General features: G+C 35.0%; 27 protein-coding genes. 1 reads left to right on the top strand and 26 read right to left on the bottom strand.

Annotated elements, in window-relative coordinates; genetic code table 11:
• Positions 1-21: 21 nt before the first annotated feature.
• From hemL to ABS916_RS11610, 6 genes are all read right to left on the bottom strand, one after another.
• Positions 22-1,317 carry a glutamate-1-semialdehyde 2,1-aminomutase gene (hemL, locus tag ABS916_RS11635; protein WP_350452054.1) on the bottom strand — a complete coding sequence of 432 codons (1,296 nt, stop codon included), beginning with the start codon at positions 1,315-1,317 and terminating at the stop codon, positions 22-24.
• Positions 1,295-2,707 carry a glutamyl-tRNA reductase gene (gene hemA / locus ABS916_RS11630; protein WP_350452053.1) on the bottom strand — a complete coding sequence of 471 codons (1,413 nt, stop codon included), beginning with the start codon at positions 2,705-2,707 and terminating at the stop codon, positions 1,295-1,297. Before hemA ends, hemL begins: the two co-directional genes overlap by 23 nt.
• A 116-nt stretch (positions 2,708-2,823) precedes the next feature.
• A complete protein-coding gene (yihA, locus tag ABS916_RS11625; protein ID WP_350452052.1) occupies positions 2,824-3,411 on the bottom strand; it encodes a ribosome biogenesis GTP-binding protein YihA/YsxC in 588 nt (195 codons plus the stop codon).
• 216 nt (positions 3,412-3,627) lie between these two features.
• The gene (gene clpX / locus ABS916_RS11620) at positions 3,628-4,875 is read right to left on the bottom strand and encodes an ATP-dependent protease ATP-binding subunit ClpX (protein WP_350452051.1); all 1,248 of its coding nucleotides are present in this window, start codon (positions 4,873-4,875) and stop codon (positions 3,628-3,630) included.
• A gap of 226 nt (positions 4,876-5,101) precedes the next feature.
• Entirely contained in the window at positions 5,102-6,382 is a 1,281-nt protein-coding gene (gene tig, locus ABS916_RS11615) for a trigger factor (RefSeq protein WP_350452050.1), read from the bottom strand.
• Positions 6,383-6,543: 161 nt separating this feature from the next.
• Complete coding sequence (locus tag ABS916_RS11610; RefSeq protein WP_350452049.1) at positions 6,544-7,503, bottom strand: tetratricopeptide repeat protein; 960 nt, start codon at positions 7,501-7,503, stop codon at positions 6,544-6,546.
• Positions 7,504-7,772: 269 nt separating this feature from the next.
• Between ABS916_RS11610 and ABS916_RS11605 the strand changes: the two genes are divergently transcribed.
• The gene (locus tag ABS916_RS11605) at positions 7,773-8,081 is read left to right on the top strand and encodes a hypothetical protein (RefSeq protein WP_350452048.1); all 309 of its coding nucleotides are present in this window, start codon (positions 7,773-7,775) and stop codon (positions 8,079-8,081) included.
• Between the two features lie 43 nt (positions 8,082-8,124).
• On the opposite strand, the gene ABS916_RS11600 is transcribed toward ABS916_RS11605, so the two are convergent.
• The 20 genes from ABS916_RS11600 to ABS916_RS11505 form a co-directional block, all read right to left on the bottom strand.
• The gene (locus ABS916_RS11600; RefSeq protein WP_502880606.1) at positions 8,125-8,895 is read right to left on the bottom strand and encodes an acetyl-CoA carboxylase carboxyl transferase subunit alpha; all 771 of its coding nucleotides are present in this window, start codon (positions 8,893-8,895) and stop codon (positions 8,125-8,127) included.
• Between the two features lie 51 nt (positions 8,896-8,946).
• On the bottom strand, positions 8,947-9,795 hold the full coding sequence (accD, locus tag ABS916_RS11595) for an acetyl-CoA carboxylase, carboxyltransferase subunit beta (protein ID WP_350452046.1): 849 nt from the start codon (positions 9,793-9,795) through the stop codon (positions 8,947-8,949).
• A gap of 61 nt (positions 9,796-9,856) precedes the next feature.
• Complete coding sequence (locus ABS916_RS11590; protein WP_350452045.1) at positions 9,857-11,224, bottom strand: acetyl-CoA carboxylase biotin carboxylase subunit; 1,368 nt, start codon at positions 11,222-11,224, stop codon at positions 9,857-9,859.
• Between the two features lie 4 nt (positions 11,225-11,228).
• Positions 11,229-11,651 (bottom strand): 3-hydroxyacyl-ACP dehydratase FabZ, encoded by a 423-nt coding sequence (fabZ, locus tag ABS916_RS11585; RefSeq protein ID WP_176944148.1) that lies wholly within the window; start codon positions 11,649-11,651, stop codon positions 11,229-11,231.
• A gap of 21 nt (positions 11,652-11,672) precedes the next feature.
• On the bottom strand, positions 11,673-12,161 hold the full coding sequence (gene accB, locus ABS916_RS11580; protein ID WP_350452044.1) for an acetyl-CoA carboxylase biotin carboxyl carrier protein: 489 nt from the start codon (positions 12,159-12,161) through the stop codon (positions 11,673-11,675).
• Between the two features lie 2 nt (positions 12,162-12,163).
• On the bottom strand, positions 12,164-13,405 hold the full coding sequence (fabF, locus tag ABS916_RS11575; RefSeq protein WP_350452043.1) for a beta-ketoacyl-ACP synthase II: 1,242 nt from the start codon (positions 13,403-13,405) through the stop codon (positions 12,164-12,166).
• 15 nt (positions 13,406-13,420) lie between these two features.
• Positions 13,421-14,158, bottom strand: coding sequence for a 3-oxoacyl-[acyl-carrier-protein] reductase (gene fabG, locus ABS916_RS11570; protein WP_350452042.1), 738 nt, complete (start codon positions 14,156-14,158; stop codon positions 13,421-13,423).
• Positions 14,159-14,179: 21 nt separating this feature from the next.
• Complete coding sequence (gene fabD / locus ABS916_RS11565) at positions 14,180-15,124, bottom strand: ACP S-malonyltransferase (protein WP_350452041.1); 945 nt, start codon at positions 15,122-15,124, stop codon at positions 14,180-14,182.
• Positions 15,125-15,287: 163 nt separating this feature from the next.
• Positions 15,288-16,247, bottom strand: coding sequence for an enoyl-[acyl-carrier-protein] reductase FabK (fabK, locus tag ABS916_RS11560; protein WP_350452040.1), 960 nt, complete (start codon positions 16,245-16,247; stop codon positions 15,288-15,290).
• A 25-nt stretch (positions 16,248-16,272) separates the two neighbouring features.
• Complete coding sequence (locus ABS916_RS11555) at positions 16,273-16,503, bottom strand: acyl carrier protein (RefSeq protein ID WP_350452039.1); 231 nt, start codon at positions 16,501-16,503, stop codon at positions 16,273-16,275.
• A gap of 74 nt (positions 16,504-16,577) precedes the next feature.
• On the bottom strand, positions 16,578-17,552 hold the full coding sequence (locus ABS916_RS11550; RefSeq protein WP_350452038.1) for a beta-ketoacyl-ACP synthase III: 975 nt from the start codon (positions 17,550-17,552) through the stop codon (positions 16,578-16,580).
• Positions 17,553-17,570: 18 nt separating this feature from the next.
• Complete coding sequence (gene fabT / locus ABS916_RS11545; protein WP_350452037.1) at positions 17,571-18,020, bottom strand: fatty acid biosynthesis transcriptional regulator FabT; 450 nt, start codon at positions 18,018-18,020, stop codon at positions 17,571-17,573.
• A gap of 318 nt (positions 18,021-18,338) precedes the next feature.
• A complete protein-coding gene (locus tag ABS916_RS11540) occupies positions 18,339-18,683 on the bottom strand; it encodes a DUF2187 domain-containing protein (protein ID WP_350452036.1) in 345 nt (114 codons plus the stop codon).
• Between the two features lie 176 nt (positions 18,684-18,859).
• Positions 18,860-19,297: a MarR family winged helix-turn-helix transcriptional regulator gene (locus tag ABS916_RS11535; RefSeq protein WP_350452035.1), complete on the bottom strand. Its 438-nt coding sequence runs from the start codon at positions 19,295-19,297 to the stop codon at positions 18,860-18,862.
• 1,016 nt (positions 19,298-20,313) lie between these two features.
• Complete coding sequence (locus ABS916_RS11530; RefSeq protein WP_035023186.1) at positions 20,314-20,880, bottom strand: NADPH-dependent FMN reductase; 567 nt, start codon at positions 20,878-20,880, stop codon at positions 20,314-20,316.
• Between the two features lie 171 nt (positions 20,881-21,051).
• Positions 21,052-21,729 (bottom strand): CBS domain-containing protein, encoded by a 678-nt coding sequence (locus ABS916_RS11525; RefSeq protein ID WP_350452034.1) that lies wholly within the window; start codon positions 21,727-21,729, stop codon positions 21,052-21,054.
• Between the two features lie 36 nt (positions 21,730-21,765).
• A complete protein-coding gene (locus ABS916_RS11520) occupies positions 21,766-22,329 on the bottom strand; it encodes a CDP-alcohol phosphatidyltransferase family protein (protein ID WP_350452033.1) in 564 nt (187 codons plus the stop codon).
• A gap of 173 nt (positions 22,330-22,502) precedes the next feature.
• A complete protein-coding gene (locus ABS916_RS11515; protein WP_350452032.1) occupies positions 22,503-23,180 on the bottom strand; it encodes a lipoprotein in 678 nt (225 codons plus the stop codon).
• A 61-nt stretch (positions 23,181-23,241) separates the two neighbouring features.
• Positions 23,242-24,417, bottom strand: a complete 1,176-nt coding sequence (locus ABS916_RS11510; protein WP_350452031.1) for a hypothetical protein — start codon at positions 24,415-24,417, stop codon at positions 23,242-23,244.
• 347 nt (positions 24,418-24,764) lie between these two features.
• Positions 24,765-25,673 (bottom strand): DUF975 family protein, encoded by a 909-nt coding sequence (locus ABS916_RS11505; protein WP_350452030.1) that lies wholly within the window; start codon positions 25,671-25,673, stop codon positions 24,765-24,767.
• Positions 25,674-25,789 lie beyond the last annotated feature (116 nt).

The following is a 25,789-nucleotide window of genomic DNA, read 5'->3' as shown; positions in this document are numbered from 1 at the left end:
GAAATAACTCCTTTAGTCTTTCTATTTTACGTTTTTCAATGCTTTAAAACTCGCTTCCATAGCATCTAGAGTTCGTTCGATATCTTCTAGAGTATGAGTAGTGGACAAAAAGATTCCTTCAAATTGAGAAGGTGGCAACAATATTCCTCGATTAATCATTTCTTTATAATAGTCAGCAAAAAAGAGTGTGTCACTTGCCTTACTTTGCGCATAGTTAGTTACTGGCCCTTCATTAAAGAATAGCCCAATCATACTCCCCGCACGATTGATCGTAATCGGTACATCGTATAAGGCACTTAATGAAAGAATTCCTTTTTCAAGTGCATCCCCTAAAGTCTCAAAGTAACGATAATCTTTTTCTGTTAATTGAGAAAGTGTAGCTATCCCAGCAGACATTGCGATTGGATTTCCAGATAAGGTACCCGCTTGATAGACGCTACCTGCTGGAGCAATATGTTCCATGATGTCTTTTCTTCCACCATATGCTCCTACAGGTACACCACCACCAATCACTTTTCCTAAACAAGTTAAATCTGGCAATACATTATAGTATCCCTGAGCACTATGGTAGCCTACTCTGAATCCGCTCATTACTTCATCAAAGATTAATAATGCACCATCATCTTTTGTAAGTGTACGCAATCCTTCTAAAAACCCCTTTAAGGGTGGAATAACGCCCATATTTCCTGCTACAGGTTCAACGATCACAGCTGCAATCTCTCCTGGATAAGTTTGGAACAACGCTTTAATCGCTTCTAAATCGTTATAGGGGGCAACTAAAGTGTTTGATGTTGTACTTTTTGGAACTCCGGGTGAATCTGGCAATCCTAGCGTCGCAACTCCAGAACCTACTTTTACTAATAGAGCATCATCATGACCATGATAACTTCCTTCTAGTTTGACTATTTTATCTCTACTTGTAAAACCCCTTGCTAAACGTAACGCACTCATTGTCGCTTCTGTGCCCGAGTTTACAAAACGAACCATTTCTACGGAAGGTACACGTTGGATAACCAATTCAGCTAATTGATTTTCTAAGAGAGTTGGCATCCCAAAACTAGTTCCAAAACTTGCCGTGTGTTGAATGTCATTTATTACTTGATCATTTGCATGGCCAAGGATCAGAGGACCCCATCCCAATACATAATCAATGTATTCATTGCCATCTATATCATAAACATGACTGCCCTTACCTTTTTGAATAAATACAGGAGGAACGTCAACCGATTTAAATGCTCTTACAGGGCTATTAACTCCTCCGGGCATTAGATGGATCGCTTTCTCAAAAGCTTCCTCAGATCGTTTCGTTATTCTCAACACTGCTCTCCTCACTTTCTACAGCAAGAACTTCAGTTAATCGTTCTGTCCTGTCAGATTCAACCGAGAAACCTAAGGCTTTAGCAAAAAAATTCAATTCTTTCTTAGAATCTTTTGACGATTTTTTTCGAGCTAAATCTTTTAATGACTCAATAGGTTTTCGTTTCATTTGATTAATGATACTTTGGACATGCTTATCAATTAGAAGCATCTGGTGCTCTGTCAATTCAGGCAGTTTTCGTTCTAAGCTGGAAAGTGTTTTTTCTTTTAGCTCTACCGCCTGATCATGAAGTTCCTGTAAATAGGGAACAGCTTGCCTTTCTTGATACCAGTGATCAAATTCCGTTACTTCTTCATTCAAATCAGCTGTAATTTTTTTTACGATTTTATCTTTGTCTAAATCGACTTCATCTAAACGAAAACTAATCTGATCCATATCAAGAACTTGAATTCCTTCAATATATTGAAGACTAGGTTCGATATTTCGTGGAACAGCTAAATCCATGAAGAGTTGCTTTTTCTTAGTGACGCGAATCGTAGCCATTTCTTCAATTGTTTTTTCTGTTACTAGATAATGCTGCGCTTTGGTGGCCACGATAACTCCATCCGCAGCCGCTAGTGACATAGGAAGATGGTTAAAATCGGCAGTAAAGAAGCAGCGGTTTAACATACCTGTATGACGTTTCATTTTAGCCCATACATTCATTTCGTTGGCTAGATCATTCACTTTTTGTTCATTACGACCAGTGAGCGTTATATGAGTAGCACCTTGATAAAATAATGTTTTTGCCGCTAATCGAATCATTTTTCCTGATCCAATTAAAAGAAAACGTTTGTCATTTATACTTTCCCACTCTTCTTTAAAGAGTTTAACAGCAGCTGAACCTGGATTATACGATAAATGATCTAATTTTGTTTTAGTATGCATTTTTTTTGAAAAAGAAATAGACTTGTGAAATAAAGAATTTAAAACTGGGCCAGATGTCTTCTGTTCAATAGCTATTGCAAGAGCTTGTTTTACTTGACTAAGTATTTGAGTCTCTCCAATGATCAATGAATCAAGACCTGTAGCTACTTTAAAAAGATGATTTGCAGCATCTAAATTTGATTTTCCATAACTTGTTGAAATGACTTCAGATATTTCATACCCTGTATGATTTGAAAGATAACGAAGCATATCCCCATGCATAAATTCATTTTGATCAATGTAAAGATAATATTCTGTTCGATTGCACGTTGAAAGAATAACAGCCTCTTTAACTCCTGGAAAAGAAAGTACTTCAGCAAGTTGCTCCGGTATTCTGTTTTCTTCGATTGTGTAATGTTCTCTAATTTCTATCGGCGTTGTTTTATGACTAACCCCATATAATAAGATTTTCAATAGTACCATCCTCTTATTCTTCATCGTTCTAACTGATAATAAATAGAAAAGATAGAATTAAACTACCTTTCTACCCTTTCCATGGTTCACATATCAACTATGTTTAATTTGTATCGGTAAAAAAGTTATTTTTTAATGTAACTTTCAATTAAACTCCAAGCTTTATCTTTTCCTTCTCCAGTTTCAGATGAAAAAAGAACGAATGCATCTTCTTCTCTTAAGTTCAATTTATCTTTAACAATTTTAATGTGTTTGTTCCATTTGCTTCTTGGAATCTTATCGGCTTTTGTAGCAATTACAATCACAGGAATAGAATGATATTTTAAAAACTCGTACATTTGTACATCATCTTCTGTTGGCGGGTGTCTTAAATCTACGACAGAGAGAGCTGCTTTTAATGTGTCTCTTTGAGTAAAATAAGTTTCTAGCATTTGTCCCCATTTGGCACGTTCAGTTTTAGACACCTTAGCATACCCATATCCTGGAACGTCAACAAAATAGAAAGTATCTTCTATTATGTAGTAATTAAGTGTTTGCGTTTTTCCGGGTTTTCCTGAAGTTCTAGCCAAACCATTTCGGTTAATCATTGTATTGATAAAAGATGATTTCCCAACATTTGAACGTCCAGCTAAAGCAATCTCAGGTAGTCCAGTATTTGGATATTGAGCAGGCGAAACCGCACTTATGACAATATCAGCTTTATTTACTTTCATGATTTAATCTCCATCTCTAATTATAAATTCTTTTACCATTCTAACATATTAAAGCACTCAATGACATTCCAAATTTGAATCCTGCTCGACTTTATCTATAGAGTCTAATGGTATTCATAAAATGAAGCACAAATTAAAAAAAATAAACGAAGCTAGGACCGATGCCCAACTTCGTCTATGATTTTTAGCTGATTCATGCTAACTTTTTAATTAAAATCAGCTGATTTTTTTGCCTTCGATATCAAAGAAATCAGGATTTCCTGAACCACTTACTGTATCTTTTGTAATCACGCATTTCACAATTTCTGGACGACTTGGTAAGTCAAACATAATTTCTAGCATGATTGATTCAATGATCGAACGTAAACCACGAGCACCAGTATTGCGCTCAATAGCTTTTTTAGCGATTTCTATTAAAGAATCATCTTCAAATTCCAGTTCAACTTCATCCAAAGCTAACAACTTCTTGTATTGTTTTACAAGAGCATTTTTTGGTTTTGTTAAAATATGAACCAAATCATCTTCAGTCAATTTTTCTAACGCAGCCATTACTGGCAAACGTCCGATAAATTCTGGAATCAAACCAAATTTCAGTAAATCTTCTGGGATAATTTGTTGCATAACGCTTTGGCTTTCATCTAATTTTTTCTTAGCAGAACCAAAACCAATCACTTTTTCTCCCATACGATTTTTAACGATCGTTTCGATTCCATCAAAAGCTCCACCTACAATAAACAAGATATTGCTTGTATCTAATTGAATAAACTCTTGATGAGGGTGTTTTCTTCCACCTTGTGGAGGAACATTAGCTACAGTTCCTTCTAAGATTTTAAGCAAGGCTTGTTGTACACCTTCTCCACTTACATCACGTGTTATTGATACATTTTCGCCTTTACGCGCAATTTTATCAATTTCGTCAATATAAATAATTCCTTTTTGAGCTCGTTCTACATCATAATCAGCTGCTTGCATTAATTTTAGAAGAATATTTTCAACATCTTCTCCAACGTAGCCAGCTTCTGTTAAACTTGTAGCATCTGCTATTGCAAACGGAACATTTAAAATACGAGCCAAACTTTGAGCAAGGAAAGTTTTCCCAGAACCAGTTGGTCCAATCAAGCAAATATTACTTTTTTGCAATTCGATGCCGTCTTTTTCTTCGCCACCCATTTGATTTACACGTTTATAATGATTGTATACTGCTACAGATAGCGATTTTTTCGCTTGTTCTTGACCAATAACATAATCATTTAATATTCCTCTGATTTCATGAGGTTTAGGCACTTCTAAAAACTCACCATAGCCTGCATCATTGAATTCTTCGTCAATAATTTCTTTACACAAATCAATGCACTCGTTACAAATATATACACCTGGACCAGCAACAATTTTTTTTACTTGGTCTTGTGATTTGCCACAAAATGAGCAGCTCACAGGTCCTTTTGCTTCTTCATCATTAAACATTCGTGTCCACCTCTATTCTCATTCATACCACTTATAATAGTAGCAGATTTGTCACTCATATTACAATGAGAATCGTTCAAATCTTAAATAGCATAGCATAATATTACCTTTAATGCTAGGATTTAAACTGTTTCTCTTTCAGACAAAAAAGAAGGAGCTTCAAAAGATGTTCCTTTTTGAAGTCCTTCCTTTTTGTCAGTACTATTTATCATTAGCTAAACAGCAATTATTTTTCTTCAGCTGTTTCAGTAATTAGATCAATAGCTTTTTTCATTGCAATGTCGTGTTTCAACATTTCTGGAGTCAATGCAGCACGGACAGCTTTTTCGTCCATACCATATTGTTCGCCCAAGTTTTTGATTTCTTCGTTTACTTCTTCTTCAGTAGTTTCAAAAGCTTCTGCTTCAACAATTGCTTCAAGAACTAAGTTAGTACGAGTTCTTAAATCAGCGTCAGCTTCCATTTGTTTGTGTAAGTCTTGTTCTGTAGTACCAGTAATTTGGTAGTACATTTCAGGAGAAACACCTTGACGTTGCATATCGTTTAAGAAGACATCCATTTGACGGTGAACTTCATCATGGACCATTGCCCATGGAAGATCTTCAATTTTAGCATTGTCTACAGCTTGACGAATAGCTGATTCTTCAACTGCTTCATCAGCACCTGCATTTTTAGCTTCTGTTAATTGTGTTTTAATTTTTTCTTTTAGTTCTGCTAATGTTTCAACTTCTTCATCAACATCTTTAGCAAATTCATCATCTAAAGCTGGTAATTCTTTTGCTTTAACTTCGTGTACTTTAACTTTAAATGTTACAGCAGCACCTTTTAAATCTTCAGCATGGTAGTCTTCAGGGAAAGTTAAGTCAACGTCTAATTCATCTTCAGCTTTAACGCCTACAAGTTTTTCTTCAAAACCTGGAATGAATGAGTTTGAACCTAATTCTAATGAATGATTTTCGCCTTTGCCGCCTTCGAAAGCAACGCCATCTTTAAATCCTTCATAATCGATAACAACAGTATCGCCTTCAACTGCAGCATCTTCTTTCAATACTAATTCAGCTTGTGCAGCACGTTTTTCTTCGATATTTTTTTCAACGTCTTCATCTGTTACTTCACGATCTTGTTTTTCAACAGTTAAGCCTTTGTATTCCCCTAATTCAACTTCAGGTTTTACAGTAACTTCAGCTTCAATAACCCAAGCTTCGCCTTTTTCCATAGATTTAACATCGATTTTTGGTTGTGCAACTGGATCAAGACCAGCTTCTGCTACTGCAGCATCATATGCTTCAGGCAATACAGCGTTTAGTGCATCTTCATACAAAGCTTCTTCTCCGTATTGTTTGTTAAAGATTGTACGAGGAACTTTCCCTTTACGGAATCCTGGAACACTTAAAGTAGATTTCACTTTGTTGAAAGCTGTATCTAAACCTTCTTTAATTTTTTCTTCTGAAATTTCAAATGTTAAGACACCATCATTTGTGCCTTTTTTTTCCCATTTTGCAGTCATATTATATTTCCCTCCGAAACACTCTATTTTTCGCAATAAAAATGCAATTGCATACTCATTAATAGTACACTAAAGGCTGAAATTTGTAAATAAAAACAACGAATTAAAGGTAAATCTGATTGAACTCTACATAACGCCTCATTCAATTAACGAATGACTAGTTAAACTAAATCCATTAATTCTTGGTCAATTCTTTGCATCCAATCTTCCATCTTTTTACAGTTTAAACTAGGTTCAATCGTTTCTGCAAAAGAATTGTCGTAGCGTTTTTGATACAGTTCAACCCATTCTACTGGTGAAGTGATCACGTCATCTATAAAAGGATACAACACAAAGAAATGAAGCGATACTTCTTGAACCATAGCTTGATAAAGAGTTGGATCATTTTGTTCAACACGCTCAGATAATAGCGACAATACTTCTTGAACAATCGCATGGTTCTTGATGGAAGTCAATAAAATTGGTCGGATAACTTTTTTTTCTTTCATCCAATAAATGTCAAACTCCCCTGCTACCTTTTCAATAGCTAAACGTTCGATTGCTGTCGCCTTAATAATGCCATTCACGTAAGGATTGGATAATATTGGTTTTACAGCTTGGATAAAAGGTTCTGATGGAATCTCTTCTAATTCTTTCATAATAGCAGATTGTTCTGTAAAAGATTTATTTCCTAGAGAGTATGATTCTTTTAGCAAATAGTCGACCTTTTTTTGTTTCTCAAGTTCAATTTTTGTTTGTTCTTCTTCTAACAATTCTTGAACAGCTAACCAATTTTCTTCAGAAGTATCTGTTAGCGGAAATTTTTTCTTTCGAAACACAATGGCTTGTTCTGCTTGGAGAAACAGATGACATTTTATTAAAATGGCTGTATAAAAAAGAGCCAACGACTCTTCCTGTTCATAAAAAGAATACTTATCATCTGCTATCTCTTTGGCTTTTTGATAATCCCCAACTTGATATAACGCAGTTGTATAATTTGTATTTAATAACTCATCTTGTTCTAACCGATAAGCTTCCTCGAAAAAGGGAATAGCTTCTTCCATTCTTCCTGATAAAAAATAGTCCATCGCTTCTTTTTTATACCAGTCGTAATTCTTTGGAAAGGGTACTGTTTCTCCCATATTGTCACTCTCCTGCATTCATGTCATTCAATAAAAAAGTTCATTTTGTTTTTTTACTCAGTCTTTATTTTAACATACATTTATTCATTAAAGTGAATTAAGTTGAAGCGATTAGTGAAATTTAAACAACTAAACGTCCTATTACACTGGGCTTACAAATTTTGGCCTTATTTTCAAAATTTTATATACTACACGATATAAAATATGGTAAACTAAATTTGGTGCGCTGATATAAAAAAATAAATAAAAATTTTAAGGAGGATCCTTCAATGAATCAAGGTTTTGTAAAAGACCTCACTAGTGAAGAACAAACTGAGTTACAATCTCTAGCACATATTATATTTGTAGAAACGATTGCAAATGGTTTTTATGAATTAAAAAAAGTGACCGTCACATTACCGGAGGGTTTTCCATTAGGACGAATCTATTCTAGAGAAATGCTTGGCAAATTACTTTTAGATGATCATCGCTACAGTATTTTGATTGAAACAAATGATAGCAAATATCTTTATCAATCTTCTACAGTAAAAATACCAAAAATCGATCTCCCACAACTAGAAAAAGAGCAAGTCAGTTGATTTCAACTGATTCGCTCTTTTTTTTGTTATTATTTAGTAGAAATCAATATTTTCTAAATCGTTGATAGCGTTCTTCAACGAGTTGATCAGGTGTTTTTGCAGAAAGATCTTTTATAGTCGAACTTATATTTTTTTTCATATCTTTCAGAATTTGCTCTTGAGACAACAAACCTTCTGAGTTTGTTTCCGGCAATATAAAGTCAATTATATCAAGCCCAAATAAATCTTGAGCAGTTAACTTCATCAATTCTGCTGCTTCCTTCGATCTTGTTGCATCTTTCCATAAAATAGAAGAAAACCCTTCAGGCGAAAGTACAGAATACATCGTGTGTTCCATCATCCATACTTGATTCCCCATAGCCAAAGCTAAAGCTCCTCCACTACCGCCTTCACCGATAATAATGGAAAGAATCGGTACTTTTAATTTACTCATTTCGATTAAATTACGTGCAATAGCTTCACCTTGTCCTCTATTTTCAGCCTCGACGCCACAATAAGCACCAGCAGTATTGACAAAGGTTATTACCGGTCTATTAAATTTTTCAGCTTGTTTCATTAGACGCAATGCTTTTCGATAACCTTCTGGATGAGGAGATCCAAAATTACGCATAATATTTTCTTTTACTTCATGACCTTTTTGATTGCCTATCACCGTTACAGGTTGTCCATTTAAGGTTGCTATGCCCCCGACAATGGCTTTATCATCATGAAAAGAACGATCGCCATGGAATTCAATAAAATCGTCAAAAACCGATTCCATTATTTCTAAAGCAGTTAATCGTGATGTTTTTCTTGATAAAGCAACGATTTCCATAGCTTCTTTCAACTCGTTCACCTTCTTTATAAAATACTTGCCTGTCTATATTTACTGATGCATGCGTAAGATACCGCTTAGAATCTGTTTCAATTCTTTTCTTGGCACGATCTTATCAATAAACCCGTTTTCTAAAACAGATTCAGCAAGTTGAAAATCATCAGGAAGTTCTTCATTTATCGTCTGCTCGATCACACGTCTGCCGGCAAACCCAACTAGTGCTTGAGGTTCAGATAAGATGATATCACCCTGCATGGCAAAACTAGCCGTTACCCCACCAGTGGTCGGGTCAGTTAAGACCGTTACGTATAGTAAACCTACATCACTGTGACGAGCTACCGCCCCACTAATTTTAGCCATCTGCATTAGCGATAAAATACTTTCTTGCATACGAGCTCCACCTGAGGCAGTAAAAATGATGACAGGTAGTTTTTCTTCTATTGCTTTTTCAAATGTTCTTGTTATTTTTTCACCAACTATTTTTCCCATGCTTCCCATAATAAAATGAGAATCCATCACACAAATGGCCGTTTCAATTCCATTGATTGTACCTTTCCCGGTTAAAACAGCTTCATGAAGATTTGTCTTTTTTTGAGCTTGTTCTATTTTTTTATCATAATCTGGAAAATTCAAAGGATTTTCAAATGGAATATCGTGATGCCATTCTTCAAAACTGCCTTCGTCAATGGTTAATTCAATTCGCTTTTGTGCCCGTATTCTAAACGTATAGCCACATTCAGGACAGATTTTTTCTGCACCTAAATCCTTTGTATAAATGGCTTTTTTACAACTTGGACATTGTGCGAACATGCCATCCGGCACCATAGGGTTATCTGTTTCTTCATTGATTTGTGAGTGTTTTGTAATTGGAATATAAGCTCTTTTTTTAAATAACTGCACATTGTCACCTCTTTTATTTACTGCATTTTTAGTAAGATGGTTTTGTTAATTCAAAACAAACTTATTCAATACGAGGTTTCCATTCTTTAAGAAAGACATCTTGTAAAAAGCTTGTATCATACTCTCCATTAACAAAGCGTTTATCCATTAACAAATCTTCTTGGAAAAATTGGTTGCTAATAATTCCATCGATGACCATTTCACCTAAAGCACGTTGCATTTTAGCAATGGCTTCAGCACGATTGGCACCTTTTGTAATGATTTTTGCAATCATTGCATCATAATAAGGTGGAATATCTGCTCCAGCAAACATTGCACTATCAACTCGCAATCCATTTCCGCCACTCGGCATCAATAAGTATTGAATCGTTCCCGGAGAAGGTGCAAAGTTAAAAGCAGGATTTTCAGCATTGATTCGGCATTCAATCGTGTGTCCAGTCAAACGAACATCACTTTGTTGAATCGATAACTTTGCTCCGCTTGCAATCAGTAATTGTTCTTTCACAATATCAAATTCGGTAGCCATCTCGGTTACTGGATGTTCAACTTGAATACGAGTGTTCATTTCCATGAAGTAAAACTCTCCATTTTGATCCAATAAAAACTCAATCGTACCTGCATTTTTATAACCGACATACTTTGCAGCACGAATAGCTGTTTCACCTAGATTTTTCCGTTGCTCTTCATTGATCGCTACAGAAGGGGACTCTTCAATTACTTTTTGATTATTGCGTTGCAAAGAACAATCACGTTCTCCTAAATGGATAACATTTCCGTAATGATCCCCTAATAATTGTACCTCAATATGACGTGCATGTTCAATGATTTTCTCCATATACATTTGATCATCGCCAAAAGCTGCTTTCGCTTCGTTTTTTGCACTATTGAATGCAGCAGCTAAATCTTCGGTTCTTAGGACTTTACGCATCCCTTTACCGCCACCACCAGCTGCAGCTTTGACCATTACTGGGTAACCTAATTGATCTGCCAGTTGTTTAGCTTCATTAGTATCGGTAATGAAACCTTCACTTCCTGGAATAACTGGTACATTTGCTTCAATCATAAGAGCACGCGCATTCGCTTTATTTCCCATTTGATCAATAGTAACCGCATCTGGCCCAATGAATGTAACGTTCATTTCTTTACACATGGTCGCAAATGTACTATTTTCAGATAAGAACCCAAAACCTGGGTGAATCGCTTGAGCATTCGTCACAACCGCTGCACTTAAAATACTTTGCATATTCAAGTAAGAGTCAGTAGCTTTGGCTGGGCCAATACAAATGGCTTCATCTGCTAATTGCATATGCAAAGCATCGCGATCCGCTTCAGAATAAACAGCAACAGTTTTGATTCCCATCTCACGACAAGCTCGAATAATGCGAACAGCAATTTCTCCTCGATTGGCAATTAATATTTTATTAAACATAGGCTTATCTACCAATGATGAAAGTTAATTCAGCTTCACAAACTTTTTTTCCATCTACGTATGCTACACCTTTTCCGATACCAGCGTAATCTTTCAATTTAACAATGTCGACTTGCAACATCAATTGGTCACCAGGAACAACTTTTTTACGGAATTTCACTTTGTTCATTCCACCTAAGTAAGCTGTTTGCCCTTTAAAACGATCTAGCGTCAATAAAGGAATCGATCCTGCTTGAGCTAATGCTTCTAAAATGTATACTCCTGGTAATACGGGTTCACCTGGAAAGTGACCTTGGAATACTTCTTCATTGATCGTTACATTTTTAAGTGCTACAACATGTTCACCTGGAATCATTTCGTCTACACGGTCAATAAAGTAGATTGGGTAGCGGTTCGGGATCAATTCTTGGATTTCTTTAATATTCATTTTTGTCATTGGTGTTTCCTCCTAGGCAATTCTGAACAACGGTTGATTAAATTCAACAACTTGTTCATCTTCTATTAGTATTTCAGTAATCGTTCCATCTACTTCACTTTTAATTTCATTCATTAATTTCATTGCTTCAACAATACAAAGTGTCTCCCCAACGGTTACTTTATCGCCCACTTTTTTGAAAGCTGGTTGATCAGGTGAAGGAGAAGTGTAAATTACTCCAACGATTGGAGAATGAACTAGTGCACCATCGGCAACAATCTCAGCAATTGGAGTAGAATTGGATACTTCTTCGAAAACAGAAGAAGCTTTTTGTATATTCTCTTTACGAACAGGTTCGTTAAATCTAGTTTCTGAATCAGTAAGAACCGTTTGATTGCTGATTTGTTGGCTAGATGTATTTTTACTCATACGTAAAGTTACATTATCCATTTGCAAATCAAATTCAGTTAATTCTGATTGATTGACTAGATCAAGAATTTCTTTCACTTGACCAAAATCCATTTTTATTGCCCCTCCCATTTCTTAAAGCATGTTACGGCATTGTGTCCGCCAAAGCCTAAAGAATTGTTTAGTGTGTATTTAACATCAGCTTCACGTCCAACATTAGGAATGTAATCCAAATCGCACGCTTCATCTGGTACTTGAAGTCCGATAGTCGGTGGTAAGAAACCATCTTGAAGAGCTTTCACACATGCTACTGCTTCAATGGCTCCTGCAGCACCTAATAAATGTCCTGTCATACTTTTCGTACTTGAAATCGCAACATTTTTAGCCTCATCGCCAAATGCGTATTTAATAGCCATTGTTTCAGCAGAATCGTTTGCTCCAGTACCCGTTCCATGAGCATTGATATAGCCCACATCAGCAGGTGTTATACCGGCTTCAGCCATTGCGTCTTGCATTGCACGGCCTGCGCCACTTCCGTCTGGTGTTGGTGCAGTCATATGATAACCGTCACCTGTAGAACCGTAACCAACGACTTCAGCGTAAATTGTTGCTCCACGTTCTAGAGCATGGTCTAGACTTTCAAGCATCAATACAGCTGCGCCTTCACCCATAACAAAACCAGTACGCTCTTTATCGAAAGGAATTGAAGCACGGTCAGGATCTGTACTTGTTGATAAAGCCGTTAATGCAGCAAAACCAGAAATACCGATTTCATTGATCGTACCTTCTGCTCCTCCAGCAAGAATCACGTCTGAGTAACCATGTTTAATATTACGGTAAGCTTCTCCAATAGAATTATTTCCAGAAGCACAAGCGGTTACGATAGACGTATTGATTCCTTTAGTCCCAATAGCGATTGAAATATTTCCAGCGGCCATATTTCCGATTGCCATCGGTACAAATAGAGGTGCTACACGTTGAGGTCCTTTTGTGTTCATCTTAATAATCTGTTCTTGCATAGCGTTCAATCCGCCGATACCAGAACCAACAATGACACCAAAACGATTCATATCTGTTTTTTCACGATCAATGCCGCTTTCTTCTACAGCTTGTACAGCTGCTGCGACACCATATCTTGAAAATTCGTCCATACGTTTTGAAATTTTACGTGGCATATAATTTGTTGCATCAAAGTCTTTCAATTCACCAGCAACAGTGATACCTGTCTCCGTTGCATCAAATTTTGTAATAGGAGCAATACCGTTTTTTCCAGCTTTAAGACCATCCCAAAATTCATCAACCGTATTTCCTAAAGGTGTCACAGCACCCATTCCAGTAATTACTACACGATTCGTCATTATTTTTCCTCCTTTTTAACCATTCATAACCATTCCGCCATCTACATTGATGACTTGACCTGTAATGTATTTATTTTCACTTAAGAACACTGCTGCTCTCGCAACATCTTCTACGTTACCTAAATGTTTCAAAGGTATCTGACTAACCGCTTGTTCTTTCATCTTATCAGATAATACATCGGTCATTTCTGTGTCAATAAAACCTGGAGCGATAGCGTTTACGGTAATTCCTCTAGCAGCTAATTCTCTTGCAGCAGATTTTGTTAACCCTACAACACCAGCTTTACTTGCAGCATAGTTTGCTTGTCCAACGTTTCCAACAAGTCCAACTACGCTTGCCATGTTAATGATCGTTCCACTTTTTTGTTTTAACATAACTTTTGATGCATGACGAATCGTATTAAACGTTCCTTTTAAGTTAATTGAAATCGTTTGATCAAAGTCTTCTTCTGACATTCGCATTAAAAGCATATCATTTGTAATACCAGCATTGTTCACTAGGATATCAACGCTTCCAAAAACTTCTTTTGATTCTTCAATGAGTTGTTTAGCAAAATTAAAATCACTAACGTCTCCTAAGATAGTATGCGTTTTAACACCGTAACTTTCTATTTCGCTGATCAATTCTTCAGAGATAGGTTTGCGTCCATTTAAAACAACGTTTGCTCCAGCTTTTGCAAATTCTACAGCCACTGCTTTTCCAATACCTCTTGAACTACCTGTAACAACAACGGTTTGATCTTTTAAAGTCATGTGCTCATTCCTTTTAATGTACTAGGCCGGAGCGTTCAGCTCAGCCAGTTTATTTACCGTTTTTTCTAAAGTCTTTTCATTTTCAACATTTAAAATGGTCACTGTTTTATCGATCTTCTTGATAAAGCTGCTTAATGTCTTACCAGGACCTACTTCGATAAAAGTATCAACACCCATATCAATCATTGTTCTTACACTGTCTTCCCAGTAAACGGGAGACATCACTTGTTTCACCATCATTGTTCTTATTTGCTCTTTGTTTTCAAAGACTTTAGCAATGGTGTTGCTAATAACAGGCAATTCAGAATCATGAATTGAAACAGACTTAAGTGCTTCTTCCAATTGAATCGATGCAGGCTCTAATAGCTGTGTATGAAAGGGTCCGCTGACTTGCAAAGGAACAACTCGTTTAGCTCCTCTTTCAAGAAGAATTTCTCCAGCCTTTTCTACGGCTGCTTTAAGACCAGCAATAGCAATCTGTCCAGGCATATTATAGTTTGCAGGTGAAACAATGCCGAGTACACTTGCTTCATCACAAGCGTCAAGAATTGTTTGGCGGTCTGTTCCCATTATGGCACTCATCGCACCTTTACCGAGAGGAACAGCATCAGTCATATATTGTCCTCTTTTTTTAACCAATTTAACAGCGTCTTCAAAAGATAGCACATTCGCTTTTACAAACGCACTGTACTCTCCTAGACTTAAACCAGCTACAACATCAGGATGGATTCCTTTTTCTTTTAACAATGCATCAATAGCCAAACTTACAGTAAGGATAGCAGGCTGAGTATAAGTTGTTTGGTTCAGCAAGTCATTTTCTTTAAAGCACAGCTCAGGCATATCTATATTTAAAGATTGTCCAGCTTGATCAAAAACCTCTCGAACTACACTATACTTTTCATACAAGTCTTGCCCCATACCAACGTATTGAGCGCCTTGTCCACTATATACAAAGGCAATTTTCATAAGGTTTCTTCTCCTTTAATACTGTAATTTGTCTATAAAAAAATCATCCATTCCATATACATTCAATCAATAAGAGAAATAATCGAAAAAAAAACTAGAAAAACTATCTGAAGCGAAAAGACCTCCTTTTAGCTTTCTAGTTATTTTTTTACTTAAGTTCACCTTATTTTAAAATGAGGTTGGCTTGTTCTTTTATTACTTCTTGATATTCATGCATTAATTCTTGGATGATTTCATGACTACTTTGTTCTTTATTAACTAATCCAGCACTTTGACCAGACATAAATGATCCAGTTTGTTTATCGCCATCTATAACAGCTCGTCTCAAAGCACCCTTTCCAAGTTCTTCTAAACGATTGAAATCTGGGTTTTCATCACTTGTGATGTCTTTTTCAACTTTTAAGTATTGACGAGTTAATTTGTTACGTAGGACACGTACTGGATGACCAGTAATCTGACCAGTAACTACAGTATCAATATCTTTTGCTTTTAATATGGCATCTTTGAAATTTTGATGAACAGTACTTTCGTGTGCAACAACAAAACGTGTTCCTAATTGGACAGCTGAAGCGCCTAACATAAATGCAGCTGCAACACCACGTCCATCAGCAATACCTCCTGCAGCAATGACTGGAACAGAGACACTATCAACCACTTGTGGCAATAAGTTCATAGTAGTCGTTTTACCAATATGACCACCAGCTTCCATACCTTCACAAATAATTGCATCTGCTCCTTCATTTACCATGCGTCTTGCTAAAGCAACTGAAGCCACTACTGGGATAACTACTGTACCCACACTTTTAAATTGGTTCATGTATCTTCCAGGGCTACCAGCACCAGTCGTTACAACTTTAACATGTTCTTCACAGATAACTTTTACAACATCATCTACGTTAGGTGATGTTAATAGTACGTTGATACCGAAAGGTTTGTCTGTTAAACTTTTTGTTTCTCTAATCAGTTCTCGCACAATTTCACTTGAAGCATATCCACAAGCTAATATTCCTAGACCGCCAGCATTTGAAACTGCACTCACTAAACTAGGATTAGCAACCCAAGACATTGCGCCTTGTATAATAGGGTATTTAATTCCAAGTTTTTCAATTAATTCAGACTGCATACAGTACCTGCTTTCTTATGGGTGTTTATTTTTTAGCTAATTCAGCTTCAACAAAAGTTACGATATCTTGAACAGTTGTTAAACCTTCTTCAGATTCAATTTTAATATCAAATTCGTCTTCAATATCATTGATGATTTGGAATAAGTCTAAGCTATCAGCTTCTAAGTCTTCACGGAAGTTTGTTTCTAATTGTACTTCTTCTTCCTCTTTGTCTAATTGGTCCACGATGATTGCTTGAATTTTTTCGAATGTCATTTTGTATTTCCTCCATTTATAGTTGTTTTTTTTTTGCTTATTTTTTTAAGCCTAAGCGGGCCAGTATAACCTCTTTAAAGTTGAATGAGCATGGAACCCCATGTGAGTCCTCCACCAAATCCAGTAAGAACGATTTTTTTCTTGCTTCCTAAAACTAAATCTCCATTTGTCAAAAGTTCATCTAACAAGATTGGAATACTTGCAGCAGAAGTATTGCCATATTCAGCAATATTTGTTGCGAATGTTTCAACTGGAATTTTTATTTTTTTTGCAATAGCTTTTAAAATACGGTAATTTGCTTGATGAGCAACAATACAGTCTATCTCTTCAAGAGTATAATCTGAAGATTCCACAACGGTTCGAATACTCTCAGGAACACTACGAATAGCAAAATCAAAAATTGATCTTCCATCCATTTGAAGAAACCCATTCTCAAGATTTTCTTTTGTATGGAAATTCGTAACCAAGTGACTGCCAGCTGTAAGGGAATCTCCACGACTTCCGTCAGAATGGATATCTTCTCCTAAAAAGCTGTTTTCTGTTTCTGTTGCACCTAGTAATACGCCTCCAGCACCATCACCGAACAAGACTGCTGTACTTCGATCCTGCCAATCAATGATTTTTGACATGACCTCTCCGCCAAGAACTAACCCATATTGGAAAGTGCCACTTTGAATCAACTTCTCAGCGATCGATAAAGCATAAATGAAGCCAGAACATGCTGCATTTACGTCAAAAGCCATTATAGGGTTTGCTCCTATATAATCTTGTACTAAACAAGCTGTTGAAGGACTTAACCCATCTGGAGTCATTGTCGCTACAATAATAAAATCTATTTCTTTAGCAGAAATACCTGTTTTTTCAAGAATGTCCATTGCGGCTTTACCACAAAGAACCGAAGTATTTTCACCCTCACTAATGTGACGCGTTTCTATGCCTGTACGAGTCCTAATCCATTCATCGTTGGTATCCATTATTTTTTCTAGCATCGCATTGGAAACTACCTTTTGTGGAGTGTAGCTTCCAGCACCCATAATTTTTGCCTTCATTAGAATTCAACTCTGTTCTTATAAATTATTTTTCGTGCGGTCTAAGAAAATATGAAGGTTTTTTAAGCCTTTGATCAACATTTCTGCATCTTCTCGTTTTAAGCCTTCTAGCGTTTCCTTAACCATATCTCGATGAAATTTATCATGAAGACGATAAAGCAATCGACCTTTTTTCGTTAAACCTAACTTAACGACTCTGCGATCATTATCATTTCGAATACGTTCAACGTATCCTTTTTTCACTAAGTTATTAACAGAAACGGTTAACGTCCCTACAGTAACCGAAAGCTTCTTTGAAACTTCCGTTGTCGTATGAACACCATACATTCCAATAGCTTCAATCGTATGCATTTCTTTTATTGAGATATCTTTAAATGTGCTGCTTTGAAGAGCACCTTCTTCAATTATCAGAATTTCATTAAATATCGTTACCAAGTAAGAATTAATTTCAGGAATTAATTCGTCCACATCAACTCCTCCGTTCTTTCAAATTAGCAATTAAGTTAATTACTTTGAACATCAAATTGTTTGACCATCAAACTATATTATTTTTTAATGAATGTGTCAAGAATAAATATATTATTATTTTCATTTCATTGATCAAAACCTTTTAATACCAATGTCTATAAGTATTAAAATTATTTTGAATATCAAAGTAGTTTTTGCAAAAAACAGTAAAAACCTTTTTCAAGAAATCATAGATGATTCTTATTTTTAAATTATTTCAGGAAAATTTATAAATAAAAAAGAGTTGAGACAAATTGCCTCAACTCTTTTTTTGTTCTATTATTCTGTTTCACTAGATACAAATTCTTCGATATCTTTAAAGTTAACAATGGTTTTACTTTCCATTATGTCCTTCATTTTATCAGAAGATTTATCCCAATAGATTTCTACAACGGCACTATTGTTTAATAATTTGATGATTGTTCCGGCCATTTTTTCGTCTCGGAATGAAAAAACAATTCTATCTCCTACATCTGGTCTAAATGAAGCTTTTATTTCGTCAATGATAACGATTGCTTCGTCATATGGTACGCCTAAAAGGGTCGCAATTCTTGATTTGCTGGCACCTTTTCGAAGTTCAACTTCTACTAAAGATTGAATTTCTTCGGTAATAACTTTCCCCATGTAAATCCCCTCATTTCTTTGGTTCTTAATTTGAGCGTATTCCAGTAAATTGTTCTGCTAAAAATGATTATACCATATTTTAGCAATAAAATGAAGCACTAGTACGCAAGAGTCTTTACATTTGATGCTAAACCTCAAAATTCTATTCTATTTTTGCATGAGTAACCTGTTATTTTTTATTTAAATGAACTAGCATTGTATCCTACTTTTTTTAATAACTCAGTTAAAGTGGTTAGTTCTTCTTCATTGAGAACACCAAACACACTTGAGATCAACTCTTCATGCTCTGGAAAAGCATTTTCCATAAAAGCTGTTCCTTTTTCAGATATGGCAATATTTGTTACACGTCGATCTTTGGCTGAAGGACGACGTTGTATGAAGCCTTTATTTTCTAACTTGTCTACAACATACGTAATACTGCTACTCGCTAATAATATTTTTTTTCCTATATATTGAATTGGCTGATCTCCTTTACTATAAAGAAGCTCCAAAACTGAAAATTCGGTCGGATTTAATCCATATTTTATCATATCTTTTTTTATAACATCTAGAACACTTGAAGAAGATTTTAACAATACGGTTAACGCTTTTAGTGCTTTAGTTGAGTCTTCCATTTTATCGGATCACCTTCCATTTTGAACTTATCTTTAAATACTTTTATTAGGACTAGAATTATCTTTAATTCGAGATAAATATACCATTAAAAATATGGGATTGTCAATCTATATAGCTACACGTTGAGGGGTAGTTGGATAAAGGATTAAATACGACTAACAAAACGTTAACGTTTTGTTAGAGGCTTGAACGTCTGAAGATTATGACTCTCCACAAGCACTTCCGTATACTTCAGAAGAAATTTTATTTTATCGCACCAACATCATTGGTTAAAGAACCTAAAAAAGAAGAACATCCTAGAAATCAGGACGTCCTTCTTAAATCTTATAGCATGGTTCTAGTGAATCTCTGATATCAACTTCTACAAAGGTTGATCGTTTCAATTCATTTAAACTAGAACTACATGCTGACTATATTAGCGCTCATTCATCTAGTATTTCTGATTGGTTTTCATTTAGAAAGGTCATACATTAGCAATCAACTAAATAAATGAGCTTGGACAAGATAGCTTTACTCGACTATTTGTCCTCGAAGCTACTTTCACTAGCTTCTATAAAGAGTGGCATGCTCTCTTTATATACATGTCTCTCTTTACATATTGAATATACCATGTAAACGCTAACATGTCAATTGATGAAGCCTAAAATTTAGGCAAAAAAGAGAGCCTCTTATTAGAGACTCTCCATTCATTTTGTAGCTAGTTCCCATCTTTGTTTCTATTTTTCTATACTTTAACTATTAAATTGTATTGTGCACATGAACTCTACTTCCTTCATGTGGGGTTTGGATACTTCAGTCTTGACTTATTCTATTTCAGGAACTTAGCCACTCTATGAAGTTGAGTTAATAGCAGTGAATCTACTATTAACTTTAGAGTCGATAATTCATTGACTCTAATAAAGAAGACATTGTACCTTGTCCTTCTTTACACCATTATATTAACAAGAAAACGCTTTAATTTCAACTTTAAAGATTGGAAATTTACTATTTAAAAAGTATGAATTTGGACTCGGATTTAGGCCTTATTTCTTAAAGGTTGTAGCGCTGTTGACCATGCAACAACTTGGTCTAATAAAGTGTTTACTGAAGCTACATGCAAATCAGCTGGTTTGAATTCATTCATATTTACAAAATCAGTGAATAAAGACATTGCTGGGTGTGTACGAACGCTTGCAACTTGTAGTTCAGCTAAAACAACTCGTAAAGCCTCAGCAGCTCTTACTCCGCCAGATGAACCATAACTAACGATTCCTGCCGCTTTATTGTTCCATTCAGGATAAAGATAATCAATTGCATTTTTTAACGCCGATGTAATACCGTGATTGTATTCAGGAGTAATAAAGACATAACCATCTAACTCAGCTATTTTTTTAGACCATGGAATGGCTTCTGGTGTAACATAGTTTTGACTATATGCTGCAGAAATCGGTTCATTGTATAAAGGCAGATTGTATTCTGCAATGTCTACAATTTCATATTCTGCATCTCCGCGTTTGTCAGCTAATTCTTTTACCCATTGAGCGACTTGCAAGCTATTTCGTCCTGGACGCGTACTACCTGTAATGATTCCAATTTTTGTCATTTACTTCTTCCTCCTTGTTTTTTAGCTTAGCAGCTTACTTAGCAATAAATCAATACAATTACTTTACTAACTTAAAGTGACTATAGTACAAACTTTTTTATTCGGCAACTAATTTGATTTAATCGAAATCATTTTAGATGAATTATTTTCTTCTTAATCCCTAAAGAACTATTATAAATCTGAAGGAGTAATAATACCTAAAGGAGATTCTGATACTTTACCGTTTTCTGTTATAAGTAAAGCATCTAAACGTCGATCATTTTTTAATAGATCTGCCGCAATCTCAACAGACATATTTTTTTTGATAAATAAATAATTATTTTTTCTTGTATCTTCTAAAACGATCTCTTCCACCATCGTTTTTTTCAAATAAATAGTTTCGTCTTCTAATTGATTCGCTAGCCACATTGTAATTCCTTTTTCTGTTAATAAACCAATCAATTCTTTGTTTTTATATACCGGAAAATGAGTAAATTTTCTTTCACTAATGGTTTTTAACACTTTTATAAATAAATCATCGAAATTAAACTGAACGACATCACGTTTAAATAATGGATAAACTTTTTCAGGACTTTTTATTTCATCTTCAATTTGTTCAATGTGTTTGACTACTTTATCTGTCGGTTGAGCAATATAACTATTTGGAATTAATTTTTTGTGTACCATAACATTTCTAAGATCGGCAAAAATTTGTAGATCATTCTTATATTTTTTTACGGCAGGATTGCGGTATTCATTTTCATCTAATAAACGGTAAAAAGGCTTTTTATATTCTTTTTCATTATCTGAAAAGCTTAAGAAATTATGGATACGATTAAAACTCGCAATAAAGCGTTCTGCATTATTCATTTTGTACTCCTCTCAGGATTTACTTACACGTTAAATTTACTTTGAACTTTTTTGATACATGGTAAAGAATTCACGCCCATATAAGACAAATGAGAGTGTTAAGAAAAAACCAGTAACAATCATTAGGCTATTTGCAGTCGTTGCTTGGATACTAGGAAATGCCACTAAAAATGTCATACACGCATAGAATACTGCAGTAGATACTTTCCCAAACCATTTAGCACCATCAAGTTTCTTACCTTGTCGATAAAGTAAAAAATCATTTACAGCCATAAATAATTCTTTTGCTACGAACAAGGTAATGATGATCCACATCTTTTCATAATGAACGAGCAAACAAATAATAACCGCTACCTGAGTAAGTTTATCAGCAATTGGGTCCAATAATTTTCCTAACTCCGTAATTTGATTAAATTTTCGAGCAATATATCCATCTAGCAAGTCCGTTAATCCTGAAAAAATAATGATTATTCCGGCAATATAATAATCGCCTATATCTGTAGCTGTCAAGTACTGCACCATAAAGACTGGGATGAGCAATAGACGAACATACGATAAAATATTGGGAAGAGTGAGAAAATCTTTTGCCTGAAGTTTCATTTAACATCACCTCTCGCATAGCATAACTGCTTATGTATTATGTTAATCCTACCATTTTTATTGCTACTTAGACTACTTTTATGATTTTTTCAAAAAACTTCTGGTCAAAAAAAATCCCGACTGAATGTAAAAGAAAACATTCAATCGGGCTCTTTTAGTTTAAACGTACTAACTTATTTTTCTTCGAAATCAAACTCGTCAATTGTGTAAACTAAATTATTGATATCAGAAGTACTGAAAAATGCATCTTCATTTTCAGGCGGAATATTTAAGTAAATCGGCATCGCAGTCTCCGGTTCTAATACTCCAAAAGATTCTTCTGTTAAATAGAAGGGTGCTTTGTCTAGGATAACATCGCCATCGACCGTGCTAAAACTAATCGTAATGTCGATGTTTGTCATAGCAACATCCATTCTGTTAACGATAATAAAAATAGCTTGCATCTCGCCAGCCTCACCTAAATACATACCGGTGAAGTGAATAGCTACATCATTTTCAATACCAATGTCTTCTGATTCTGCCATTCTCATTTCTATTTCTTGTAATACAGAATCACTTTCAAGTGTCAAACCTTGATCTAGTTCCATTTTTTGTGGGACAAGTGGAATATCCATATCTGTTGTTGTCTCGCCTGTTGCGCTAGAATCTACCATAGATTCTTCTGTACCAATAATACTTGACTGAGAAGAAGCAACTGCAGAAGACTCGGAAGACATTTCAGAACTTATCATACTTTCACTCGTTGCTGTCGAACTTGCTTCACTAGAAGATGTTGTCTCGCTACCTCCTCCAATAAAATCACACCCTGCCAACAAAACGACTGCTCCTAAAAGCGTTAATATTTTTTTCATTTTTATCATCCTTCCCCTTTTTAATCCTACTACCCTATAGTCCTAATTATTCCAACCTGTTTTACTCTTCAAAAGTAAATTTATCCAACTTAATGGAAAGATTCTCATTTGTAATGGAAAAAAATAAATCTACTTTTTCCTTTGGAACTGTCATCGTTAGAGGGAGAACGGTATTTGATTTTAACGGACCAAATATATCTTCTCTCAAAATAACAGCTTCTTTATCCCATACCATTTCCCCATCTTTATTGCCGTAACTTAGTTGATAACGAATATTTTTCATCTCAGTATCCGTTTTATTAATAACAAAAAAGTAAGCCAATGTATCGCCGTCTGCCTTATCATACAATCCAGAATACATAACTGTCACATCATTATTAAATCCCATATCCGGATGTTCCGTTACGAGTTGTTGAAATTCAGCCATCAATGGATTATTATCAAGCGTTTGTCCATTGTCAGCATTTTCTTTAGGAATGACAAGAGTCAATTCCTCTTCGATTGTTTCAATAGCAGATTCCTCTGGTTGAGTTGGTTGGTCTGACTTACCAGCATCTGTATAATCAAATACGTGTATTTCTTCTACCAATTGACTCGTGTTCATGCCCTCCAAGAGTGCTTCCTTAGAAGGATCAACTACTAGATACATGGGCATAACTGTATTCGGATCTAGTGTACCAAAACTATCTCCAGTCAATGTAAACGACTGTTTATCAAAAATCAATTCACTATCTGATTTACCAAATGTATACGTGAAACGAATATCTTTCATAGCACTATCTGTTCGATTGATAATAAAAAATATTCCTGCAAGGTTTGGAGATTCCCCATATGTTTCTCCTGTATAAATAATAGTTACGTCATTTTCATAACCCATATTCGGATTTTCTTTTACATAATCTTCTAACATTGCTAATGTACCATCTGTTTCAATAGTTAACCCTTTGTCGATTTCATCATTTTGTGGAACTAAGATTAATTCATTCGAACTATCTTTTTCCGTTAAATCTGATGAAATTTGATTGGACAGAGACTCTTCACTTTTTTCAATAGCGCTTTCAATTTCAGCTGAATCTTCTCCACTAGAAGCAGTTGATTGATTACTTGTTTTATTTTCAGTGCTTACACTGCTAGCAGAACTAGACATAATTTCTTCTGTTAACTTATCTGCCAATTTACCAACATCGCATCCGGCCAAAACAACAACAAAAATGAGTAGAAATCCCAACTTTTTCATTCTTTCTCTACTCCTTTCTTAAGTGCTGAGAAGCATTAAGAAATGAACTTTAGCTAATTAACCTTTCCCTCCATTCTATTTAATTTTTGAAAATAATGAATATATATTCTTATACTTATATCTTTGTAACCTTTTATACTTAGTTTTATTGTATCCTATCTTTCATTAATAACAAAAAGATATAACCTTAAATTGTGTTATTTATTTTCAGATTATTCAATCATTTTACTATTTAGCAAAAAAGACTAGCAAAGGAATGAATGTTTTCAACATTTATTCCTTGCTAGTCTTTTAAATTTTGCCTTTACAGTGCTCTATTTAAAATAAATATGATCGGTTAAAAATTTTTAAAAGTCGACATCATCTAACTGTTTGCCTTCGTAGTCCTCATTATACTGATTGTCACCCTTTTTGATGGTAGTTGGATGTTCAGTGCTATAAGCATCTCCATCTGTTAACGAACGGTAAAAGACTTGCTGAGAAGTTATACGATAAGGTTCGATGTAAAAAGAAATCAGAATGACGAATAGCAAGATTGCTAAAAATACTAGTAGAAAACCTAAAATAACAACGATTCCTTCATTAGGATTGGCTTCCAGTCTCGCACTTATTGTTTGGGTACTTCCTAATGTAAATAAACCAAAAAGAATAAACGGTACAATATACCACCAGATGAATGAGAGTTGTAATAGGAAAAATTTCCATTTATTCCCCTTCATCATTTTACGACTCTGATCTAATGCCTCCATAATACTAATCGAAGGGTTATCTTTCATTAGGTTCAATGCTTGACTGTAACTATAACTTTTGATGATACCTGGTATGATCAATAATAGCGACCATAATGTGATTAAAATAGTCATTACAATAATCAAACCCGTCGTTTTAAAGATACGTTCTTTTTTAAATGTTTGGAACATACCTTCTATAGACAATTTTGCTCCATCTACCATGTCTAAAATATTCCAAGCATAACCAGCATTCAACAATCCAGAAATAAAACTGACCAATATACTAACAAGTGAAGTTAATAAACTAGCTGTAATACTTGGCTCAACAAACATTGTTGGATTGTCTAAGTTTCCTTGCATGAAAGAATCAAGCATTGTAAGAGAGCTTCCAGAACCAATCAAAGTAAAAATACCTTGGCTAATGGCGCCTGTCAAAACAGAAACAATAATTAAATTTAAAATAGCAACTTTCCAATTTCCTTTTAATAATTTCTTTGCGGTCCTTTTCATTTCACGTCTTTCCATTTTTTCTCCTCCTTTTTACCAACTTATTAACAATCTTATCATAACTGAAACTTTAATTCTTCACAATTATTCCCCACCAGATAAAAGGTTATTTCTATTTCTAAATTTAAAAAAAC

Source organism: Carnobacterium sp., from assembly GCF_040274945.1.
Taxonomy (GTDB): domain Bacteria; phylum Bacillota; class Bacilli; order Lactobacillales; family Carnobacteriaceae; genus Carnobacterium_B.
Note: the sequence above shows the minus strand (reverse complement) of the source record. Positions and strands in the feature narration are given on the sequence as shown.